General features: G+C 67.5%; 9 protein-coding genes, 1 tRNA gene and 1 pseudogene. 6 read left to right on the forward strand and 5 right to left on the reverse strand.

Annotation, left to right across the window (positions count from 1 at the left end):
• Positions 1-105 precede the first annotated feature (105 nt).
• A complete protein-coding gene (gene rlmB / locus VFT73_RS04195) occupies positions 106-855 on the reverse strand; it encodes a 23S rRNA (guanosine(2251)-2'-O)-methyltransferase RlmB (protein WP_326408905.1) in 750 nt (249 codons plus the stop codon).
• Positions 842-2437: a M20/M25/M40 family metallo-hydrolase gene (locus tag VFT73_RS04200; RefSeq protein ID WP_326408906.1), complete on the reverse strand. Its 1596-nt coding sequence runs from the start codon at positions 2435-2437 to the stop codon at positions 842-844. Before VFT73_RS04200 ends, rlmB begins: the two co-directional genes overlap by 14 nt.
• A gap of 138 nt (positions 2438-2575) precedes the next feature.
• Here VFT73_RS04200 and VFT73_RS04205 point away from each other — a divergent pair.
• Positions 2576-2662 (forward strand) — tRNA-Tyr (locus tag VFT73_RS04205).
• Positions 2663-2666: 4 nt separating this feature from the next.
• On the opposite strand, the gene VFT73_RS04210 is transcribed toward VFT73_RS04205, so the two are convergent.
• Complete coding sequence (locus VFT73_RS04210) at positions 2667-3233, reverse strand: TlpA disulfide reductase family protein (RefSeq protein ID WP_326408907.1); 567 nt, start codon at positions 3231-3233, stop codon at positions 2667-2669.
• Positions 3234-3249: 16 nt separating this feature from the next.
• On the opposite strand from VFT73_RS04210, the gene argH reads away from it, so the two are divergent.
• Genes argH through VFT73_RS04235 form a run of 5 tightly spaced genes read left to right on the forward strand, consistent with a single transcriptional unit; the run spans position 3250 to position 7836 of the window.
• Entirely contained in the window at positions 3250-4635 is a 1386-nt protein-coding gene (gene argH, locus VFT73_RS04215; RefSeq protein WP_326408913.1) for an argininosuccinate lyase, read from the forward strand.
• Positions 4628-4882, forward strand: a complete 255-nt coding sequence (locus VFT73_RS04220; protein WP_326408908.1) for a hypothetical protein — start codon at positions 4628-4630, stop codon at positions 4880-4882. The genes argH and VFT73_RS04220 overlap by 8 nt, the downstream gene beginning before the upstream one ends.
• On the forward strand, positions 4882-6087 hold the full coding sequence (lysA, locus tag VFT73_RS04225; RefSeq protein WP_326408909.1) for a diaminopimelate decarboxylase: 1206 nt from the start codon (positions 4882-4884) through the stop codon (positions 6085-6087). Before VFT73_RS04220 ends, lysA begins: the two co-directional genes overlap by 1 nt.
• Positions 6088-6124: 37 nt before the next feature.
• Positions 6125-6883 carry a precorrin-2 dehydrogenase/sirohydrochlorin ferrochelatase family protein gene (locus VFT73_RS04230; protein ID WP_326408910.1) on the forward strand — a complete coding sequence of 253 codons (759 nt, stop codon included), beginning with the start codon at positions 6125-6127 and terminating at the stop codon, positions 6881-6883.
• The gene (locus VFT73_RS04235; RefSeq protein ID WP_326408911.1) at positions 6880-7836 is read left to right on the forward strand and encodes a zinc transporter ZntB; all 957 of its coding nucleotides are present in this window, start codon (positions 6880-6882) and stop codon (positions 7834-7836) included. Before VFT73_RS04230 ends, VFT73_RS04235 begins: the two co-directional genes overlap by 4 nt.
• 24 nt (positions 7837-7860) lie before the next feature.
• Here VFT73_RS04235 and VFT73_RS04240 read toward each other — a convergent pair whose 3' ends face one another.
• Together VFT73_RS04240 and VFT73_RS04245 are read right to left on the reverse strand one after the other, a co-directional pair.
• A complete protein-coding gene (locus VFT73_RS04240) occupies positions 7861-8988 on the reverse strand; it encodes an inositol-3-phosphate synthase (protein ID WP_326408912.1) in 1128 nt (375 codons plus the stop codon).
• A gap of 10 nt (positions 8989-8998) precedes the next feature.
• Positions 8999-9503 (reverse strand): annotated as a pseudogene (locus VFT73_RS04245) (beta-xylosidase); the annotation flags it as partial.

Below are 9503 nucleotides of genomic sequence, written 5' to 3' on the forward strand. Positions count from 1 at the left end.
GTCAGCTTCGACGTGAATTTGCCCGGCGTGAGCAGGCAACCCGCCAGCAGCAACGGCGCGGCGATCAGTGCCGCCAGCCTGAACCAAGCCCCCATGTCGGCCCCCTCAGCTTCGGGTGGCGACCGCATAAAGGGCGATCGCCGCCGCGTTCGAGACGTTCAGGCTTTCTATCGCGGGCGAGATCGGAAGTCGCGCGAGTTCGTCGCAGTGCGTCGCGGTGTTCTGGCGCAGCCCCTCGCCTTCAGCGCCCAGCACCAGCGCGATCCTGGCCGAGCCGAGCGCGTCCCGCAGCAGGCGGTCCGCCTCTCCGGCAAGGCCGATCCGCCAGAAGCCGGCTTCGGCAATCTCTTCCAGCGCACGGGCGAGGTTCACAACCCGCACCCACGGCACCGTCTCCAGCGCACCCGAGGCCGCGCGGGCGAGCGCGCCCGATTCGGGCGGGCTGTGCCGGTCCTGGGTGACGATGCCGAGCGCATCGAAGGCGGCTGCCGAGCGCAGGATCGCGCCGACGTTATGCGGGTCCGTCACCTGGTCGAGCACCAGCAGCGGGCGATTGCCTTCGCGGGCCAGCAGCTCATCGAGGAACACGTCCTCAAGCGGTTCGACCTCCAGCACCAGACCCTGGTGCGGCGCGTCCTGCGGCACCAGCCGGCCGAGATCGGCAGCGTCGGCGGAGGTCACCGGCAGGCCGGACGGCAGGTTCATCCGCCCCGCCGCATCCCGCGTCGCCCAGAGCTTGACCGCGCGCCGCTTCGGATTCGCGAGCGCGGCGCCGACCGCGTGCCGTCCCCAGAGGCGGGGACGGCCGGACGCGCCCTTCGACGGCCGGTGGCCGCGGCCGTCAGTTCTGCGCATCGTCCGGGTCTTCATATTTGAACGGATCCGTCACTGCCGGCTGGGTCGGGATCGGCATGGCGGGCAGAACCTTGTCGCTGGTGGCCGCCTCATAGAGCATCCCGGCCAGCACGACCGAGGCCTGGCGCATGTCCTCGCCCTTCAGATGGTCATAGGTGTCCATGCTGGAATGATGGACGCGGCTGCCATAGTCGAGCGGGTCCTGGATGAACTGATAGCCTGGAATACCGGCCTGCTGCATGAACACATGATCGGTGCCGCCGGTGCGCCGGATCGCAACCGTGCCCGCGCCCATCGACGCGAACGGTGCCAGCCAACCCTTCAGCATCGGCACCGCGGCGACATTGTTCTCGGCATAGATGCCGCGCAGCTTTCCCGAACCGTTGTCGATGTTGAAGTATGCGACGAGGTCGCGATAGCCCGCGCCCGGCGTGAAAGGCCGCGCATTGATGCGGGCGTAATAGAGCTGGTTGCCGTTCAGTCCCGGCGCGTCGGCCGGCCAGCTGCCCAGATATTTGTTCATATAGGCCCAGCTGCCGAGCAGCGCCTGCTCCTCGCCCGCCCAGAGCGCGAAGCGGATCGTCCGCTTCGGCCGCACGCCGAGGCGGGAGAGGATGCGCGCCGCTTCCATCACGACCACAGACCCGGCGCCGTTATCGGCGGCGCCGTCGGCGGCGGCCCAGCTGTCGAGATGGGCGCCCGCCATCACATAGCCGGCCTTCGGATCGGTGCCCGGAATCTCGGCGATGATGTTGTAGGCGTTCGGGTCCGAATCGTCGAAGCGGACGTCGCTGTTGATCTCCAGCACCGGCGCGTCGCCGGACTTGGCGAGGCGGGCGAGGCGGCGATAGTCCTCGGCCGCGATCTCGACGCCGGGGAGCGCCGGCGTCTCGTTGGTGCCGAACGCATAGCCTTCGCCCGATACCAATTTGCCGTCGCGATAGGATTTGCGCGCCCAGGCGAGAGCCCCTTCGGCTTTCAGGAATGCGTCCAGCTTGGCGTCGAACGCCGCGCGGCTGATCTGCTTCGCGACCTTTTCCGGATCGTAGGTCTCTTCCTGGAATTTGTTCAGCTTGGCCAGGTCCTCGTCGCCAAGCCGGCGGAAGGCAGGCTTGTCCGGCTCGTCGCCGTCGCCGGGCATCGAGACCAGCACGATCTTGCCGGCGAGCTTGCCGCGCCATTTGTCGAAATCGCGCTCGCGCTTCATCGGCGCGACGACGACCGGCGCACTGATCGCGCCATTGGTGCCCGGCGTCCAGGCAACCGGAATCGCCGTCAGCATCAGCGGCCGCGGGCTCGTCATCCTGACGCTGGAGGAAACAATCGACCAACCCCTGCCGAAAGGAAACGGATCGGCCCGGACGTTGGTGAGACCCCAGCTACGAAATTTCGCCTGGGTCCATTTCTCCGCCGCGCGCATGCCGGGCGAGTTGGTCATGCGGCTGCCGATATGGTCGGACAGATATTCGGCGTTCACCATCACTTCGCTGTGGTTCAGCCCCTCGTCGATGATCCGGTTTACCATCTCCGGCTGAGCGGTGGCGGATGCTGCGGCAAGCAGCATGGCGGCGATAACAGGCATTGGACCTCCCCGATTGGCTTTGGATGCGGATTAGCAGGCGCGCGGGCGCAAACAACCGGGCTTTGCTGCGTTGACAGGCCGCGCGCGGTTCGTCATGGCGTCGCGCTCCGCTCGCCCCGGTATGCCGGGGCCCGACCTGGACAGGTGGCCGAGTGGTTAAAGGCAGCAGACTGTAAATCTGCCGGGCTTCGCCCTACGCTGGTTCGAATCCAGCCCTGTCCACCACGCCCTAACCGATATACTCCGCGAGCAGAGTGTTCGCGCGCGGGCCGTTCCAGTCCATCGCGCCGATCACGCGCCAGACTTCCTTGCCGTCCTTGTTGTAGAGGACGGTCGTCGGCAGCATGCCGGTGTTGAAGGCGAAGCCGAGCTTGTTGTCCGGGTCGCGGTAGCGTTCCAGATGCTTGAACCCGCCCTTCGCGAAAGTCGGGCCGATATCGACGTCCTTCGCGTCCTGGCTGACGGTCAGCACTTTCAGCCGGTCGCCGGCGCGATCGGCGATGTGATCGAGCGTCGGCATCTCGCGCACGCACGGGCCGCACCAGGTCGCCCACAGATTGACCAGCACCGGCTTGCCCTTGAAGTCCGCGAGCGTGACCGGCTTGCCCGCGGGATCGAGGAAGCTGTCGGCGGGCGCTGCCGTGCCGCGCTCGGCAATATCGAGCTTGCCGGTCGGCTCCGGTCCCTTCGGCTCGGCCAGCGCCGTCGCGTTCGCTTGCGGCTGCGGCTCGCTTTGCCTATCGCAGCCCGCGATCAATACAGTCCCAAGGAGAAGCGCAACGGTGAGCGGGCGCACGGACAGCTCCAATGCAATGTGGGGCGGGCGCTTCGCCGAAGGGCCCGCATCGGTGATGCGCGAGATAAATGCCTCGATCGGCTTCGACAAGCGAATGTGGCGGCAGGACATCCAGGGGTCGCGCGCGCACGCCGCGATGCTGGCGGCGCAAGGCATCATTTCCGCCGAGGATGCGGAGGCGATCGACCGGGGGCTGGAGCAGATCGCCGCCGAATATGCCGATGCCGGCGTGCCGGAGGACCCGGCGCTGGAAGACATCCATATGCATGTCGAGGCGCGACTGGCAGAGATCATCGGCCCTGCCGCCGGCCGGCTGCACACCGCCCGCTCCCGCAACGACCAGGTCGCGACCGACTTCCGCCTGTGGGTGCGCGATGCGATCGACGAGATCGATACCGCGCTTGCCGCCTTCCAGTCGGTGCTGATCGGCCGCGCGGAGGAGCATGCGGAGACGGTGATGCCCGGCTTCACCCATCTCCAGTCCGCGCAGCCGGTGACGCTCGGCCATCACCTGATGGCCTATTTCGAGATGATCCACCGCGATCGCGGGCGCTTCGAGGATGCGCGCGAGCGGCTGAACGAATGCCCGCTGGGTTCGGCGGCGCTGGCCGGGACGGGCTTTCCGGTCGACCGCTTCGCCGTTGCCGAGGAGCTCGGCTTCGAACGGCCGACCGATAACAGCCTCGACGCCGTCTCCGACCGCGACTTCGCGCTGGAGTTCCTGTTCGCGGCGACGACCTGCGCGATGCATCTGTCGCGGCTGGCGGAAGAGATCATCCTGTGGGCGAGCCAGCCGTTCGGCTTCGTCCAGCTGTCCGATGCCTGGTCGACCGGCTCGTCGATCATGCCGCAGAAGCGCAACCCCGACGCCGCGGAGCTGGTGCGCGGCCATGCCGGGCGCATCCAGGGGTGCCTGGTCGCGCTGACGACCACAATGAAGGGCCTGCCGCTCGCCTATTCGAAGGACATGCAGGACGACAAGGTGCCGGTGTTCGAGGCGCACGACCTGCTGACGCTGTCGATTGCGGCGATGACCGGCATGATCGGCAGCGTCGCTTTCCGGCGCGACCGGATGCTGCAGGCGGCGGAAGCGGGCTTTTCGACCGCGACCGATCTGGCCGACTGGCTGGTCCGCGAAGCGGGCGTGCCGTTCCGCGAGGCGCACCATATCGTCGGCAGCGCCGTGAAGCTCGCGGAACAGGACGGCAAGGCGCTCGACGCGCTGAGCCTCGACCAGTTGCAGGCGATCGATCCGCGGATCGACGGCCGTGTGTTCGGCGTTCTGAGCGTCGGCGCGTCGGTCGCGTCGCGGACCAGCCATGGCGGCACCGCCCCGGCCCAGGTCCGCGCGCGGATCGCGGATGCCAGGGCGGCGATCGGAGTGGGAGAGGAAGATGCTTGACCTTTCACGCTCGGGACGAGCGGTGGTGGCTCTGGCAATCCTTGCCCTCGCAGCCTGCGGCGGCAAGAACGAGCTGACGCCGGCCGCCGGGGCAAGCCTGCCGCCCAAGCCCGCCGCCGCGGCGACGCCGCCGACGCCCACCGAGCTGATGACGCCTTCCGTGCAGGCCCGTCCCCGGCGGTCCGACGAGTTGCTGAAGCAATCGGAAGAACGGCGCGACGACCGTTTCGACCTGCCGCCGCACTGATGGACCATTTTCAGCTCAAGGACGGCGAGCTCTACGCCGAAAGCGTGCCGCTCGCCCGCATTGCGGAAGAAGTCGGCACGCCGGTCTACGTCTATTCGCGCGCGACGCTGGAGCGGCATGCGCGGGTGTTCCGCGAGGCGCTGGAAGGGCTCGGGCGCGTGCATCTGGCGTTCGCGGTCAAGGCCAATCCGAACCTTGCCGTGCTGCGCGTGCTGGCACGGGCGGGTTACGGCGCGGACATCGTGTTTTCGGGCGTCGGCAAGACGCCGGCCGAGCTGGCGCAGGGACTGGATGCGGGGCTCGGGCAGTTCAACCTGGAGCATGAAGAAGAGGGGCATGTCCTCTCCGCCCTCGCGGAGGCGCGTGGGCAGCGCGTATCGGCGACGCTCAGGGTCAATCCCGACGTGGACGCGGGCACGCACGAGAAGATCTCGACCGGCAAGGCCGACAACAAATTCGGCGTGCCCATCGACCAGGCGCCGGCGATGTATGCGCGCCTCGCTGCATTGCCGGGCCTCAGGATGCGCGGCGTCGCCTGCCATATCGGCAGCCAGCTGAGCAATGTCGCGCCGCTGGAGGCCGCCTATGTGCGGATCGGGCGGCTGATCGCGGACCTGCGCGCCACTGGCCACGCTGTCGATCGTGCCGATCTCGGCGGCGGCCTCGGCGTGCGCTACCGGCCCGAGGACGTGGTGCCCTGGCCAACCGATCTCGGCGAGATGGTCGCGCGCGTGACGAAGGACTGGCACGTCGAGCTGATGTTCGAGCCCGGCCGCGTCATCGCCGGCAATGCTGGCGTGCTGCTGACCAGGGTGGTCTGGGTGAAGCCCGGCGTCACCCACCCCTATGTGATCGTCGACGCCGCGATGAACGACCTCGCCCGCCCCGCGCTCTACGGCGCCTATCACCATTTCGAGGCGGTACGCCCGTCAGGCGAGCACATGACCGCGCACATCGCCGGACCGGTGTGCGAGACCGGCGACACGTTCGCGATGAGCCGCGCCATCGACCGCGTGCGGAGCGGCGACCTCGCCATCTTCCGCACCGCCGGAGCCTATGGCGCAACAATGGCCTCGACCTACAACAGCCGCGCGCTGGTGCCCGAAGTGATGGTCGACGGCGACCGCTATGCCGTGGTCGCCGACCGCATCAGCGCGGAGACGATCATGAATGCCGAGCGCGTGCCGGAATGGCTGGCTGACTAGCTTCCTAAGCGCAGGCGAAACCGGCTAAAGGGCAGTGGTGCACAGCCTTCCGGTTTTCCTTCGCCTCACAGGCCGGCCGGTGATCCTGCTGGGCGATGGCGAAGCCGCAGAGGCCAAGCGGCGATTGCTCGAACGCACCGGCGCCGAGATCGTGGGCGAGGAAGCGGAGGCGCAACTGGCGATCGTTGCGCTCGACTATCCCGAACCCAGCGTCGCCCGGCTGAAAGCGCGCGGCATTCTGGTAAACGCCGTCGATCGGCCGGAGCTGTGCGACTTCACGCTTCCCGCCATCGTCGATCGCGATCCGGTGCTGGTCGCGATCGGCACCGGGGGTGCGTCGGCAGGGCTCGCCGCAGCCCTTCGCCAGCGGCTCGAAACGCTGCTCTCGCCGAAGCTCGGCGATCTCGCGATCCTGCTTCGCGATGCGCGCGAACAGCTCAGGCAAGCCTTTCCCGATCCGGCGGAACGCCGACTGGCGATCGCATCGGCTCTGGGTTTCGGCGGAGCGCTCGATCTGGACGACCCGCAACTGGACGATCCGTTCTGGCTCGATAGCCTGCACGCGACACCGGCGTGGGAAGTACACGTCGTTCGGCTGCGATCGGCCGATCCGGACGATCTGACCATCCGCGAAGCTCGCCTGCTCGGCCGGGCCGACCGGGTCTATCATCGTCCCGACGTGCCGGCGGCCGTTCTCGAACGCGCGCGCGCCGACGCGCTGCGGATCGCGTGCGACGCGCCCCCGCGGCCCTCTGCTGGCGGCGTTTCGGTCGATCTGTCGATGGAGGAAGAGTGAAGCAATTCGCCTATGTCGACGAAGGAGGCGCGGTCCATCCGGTCCCCCTGGCGGAAGCTGCGGGCGCGAACGGCGGGGCGCGGCTGATCTGGATCCATCTCGACCAGAACGATCCGGCGACCGCGCCTTTCCTGTCGGAACAGCTGAAGCTCAACGACGTGGTGGTGAGCGCGCTGACCGCGCTGGAGACGCGGCCGCGTTGCGATCCGATCGGCGACGGAGCGCTGATCAACCTGCGCGGGCTCTCGCTGCAGGACGAGCCGGGCTCGGACGAGCTGGTCTCGATCCGCATCTGGACCGGGCGCGGCTGCATCGTCTCGGTCGCTCGCTTCACGATGCGTGCGCTGCCCGAGCTGTGCGACGCCTTCAAGGCCGGCAAGGTGAAGGATCCCGGCGACTTCGTGTCGATGCTGGCCCATCTGATCACCGGCCATCTCGATCCCGACGTCGGCGAGCTCGGCGACCGGCTCGACGAGTGCGAGCTGATGCTGGATGCCAGCAAGACCTTCACCTTGCGCCGCGCGATTGCGGAAACGCGGGCGCGGGCGATCGAGTATCGCCGCTTCGTCGCGCCGCAGCGCCAGGCGCTGAAACGGCTGTCGCTGCTCGAATGCGACTGGCTGGAGCCTGACGACCGGCTGCACCTGGCGGAATCGGCGGACCGGTTCGCGCGCATGGCCGAGGAGCTGGAAAGCATCCGCGAGCGCGCCGCGCTGATGCACGAGCAGATCACCGACCTGCGCGCCGAGATGATCGACACCCGCGCGCTGCTGATCTCGATCGTCGCTTTGGTGTTCCTGCCGCTGACCTTCCTGACCGGGCTGCTGGGCATGAACGTGAACGGCATCCCGTTCGCGCACGCGCCTTGGGCCTTCTGGGGCGTGGTCGGCGTGTGCGTGGCAATGGCCGTGGCGATCGCCGGCTGGTTCCTGAAACAGCACTGGTTCCGGTAGGCCCCTCCCCTGAAGGGGAAGGGCTTAGTGCTTCACCAATTCCCCGCGGATGAAGTCCTCGACCGCGACATAGGCTTCGTCGTCGGTCATCTGGACCGGCGGATGCTTGCAGAACCAGGCCGCGGCAGGGAGGATGGCACCGCCGATGCCGCGGTCCTTCGCCAGCTTGGCGCAGCGGATCATGTCGATCGCGACGCCGGCTGAGTTGGGACTGTCCTCGACCGACAGCCGCAGCTCCAGGTTCATCGGTACGCCGCCGAACAGCTGCCCTTCCATGCGCAGGAAGCAGACCTTGTTGTCGTTCTGCCACGCGACATAGTCGCTGGGGCCGACATGGATGTTCTCGTCGTCGAGCCGGTGCTGCGCGACCGATTGCACCGCTTCGGTCTTCGACACTTTCTTGGACGCGAGCCGCGCGTGATTGGCCATGTTCAGAAAGTCGGTGTTGCCGCCGGTGTTCAGCTGATAGGTCCGCTCCAGCTTGACGCCGCGCTTCTTGAACAGGTCGGTCAGGACGCGGTGGACGATTGTCGCGCCCAGTTGCGCCTTGATGTCGTCTCCGATGATCGGCACGCCCGCCTCCTCGAACCGCCGCGCCCATTCGGGATCGCTGGCGATGAACACCGGCATGTTGTTGACGAAGGCGACGCCGGCTTCGAGCGCGCATTCGGCATAGAATTCCGTGGCCTTCTGGCTGCCGACCGGCAGGTAATTGAGCAAAACGTCCGCTTCGCTGTCGACCAGCGCCTGGATGACCTCGTCCTTCTCCGGCTCGGCTTCGTCGGCGAGCAGGAAGGTACGGTCGTCGGGATAGCCTTCCATATGCTCGCCATAGCCGTCCAGCACCTTGCCCATCCGCACCTTCGCGCCGGTCTCGGGGACGTGATCGCAGAAGACGGCCGTGCAATTGGGCCTGGCGAAGATCGCTTCGTTGATGTCGCGGCCGACCTTGCGCCGGTCCACATCCCACGCCGCGACCAGCTGGATGTCGCTGGGGCGATAGCCGCCCAGATCCCAGTGCATCAGCCCGATCTGCTCGTTGGCGCCGCCATTCTGGTAGTGGGCGATGCCCTGCACCAGCGAACTCGCGCAATTGCCGACGCCGACGATCGCGGCATTGATGCGGTGACGGGGGCTCGGCGCCATCAGCATGTCTCTCTCCTCAACCGTTCGCCGCCGCACGGATGGGCAGCGCCGGCGCGTAGCGCTCGATCATCTCGGCGCAGAAATCCGCGAAGCCCGCCGGATCGCGCGGCGCGCTGGTGTGGTGCTCTGCGATCCCCAGATGCTCCGGCGTGAAGCAGAACGTGACGGTCGTCTCGAAATCGGCGAGCGCCTCCATCTGGCGGTCGAACCAGTCGAGCGCGTTGGGCCGGAAATAGTCGGCCCAGCTGAGGCCGGTGCGGAGGTGCTTCACCCCCAGCCGCTTCATCCAGGCGACGGCGTCGTTGAGGCGCGGGTCCTCGAAATGGAACCACTGCATCAGGCCCATATCGGCCGCGTGGCGGGCATAATAGTCGAGCGCGAGCTTGGGCGTGCCGTCAGCCTTGATCAGGCCCATGTAGAAATGGCGGTAGTAGCTCGAGCCTTCGGCTTCCTTGTGCCGGGTCGTCGCGCCCCATTCCATCGGCAGGTCGAACAGCGAATACCAGAAGATGCGGGGCACG

It is taken from the genome of Sphingomonas sp., from assembly GCF_035758555.1.
Taxonomy (GTDB): Bacteria; Pseudomonadota; Alphaproteobacteria; order Sphingomonadales; family Sphingomonadaceae; genus Sphingomonas_B.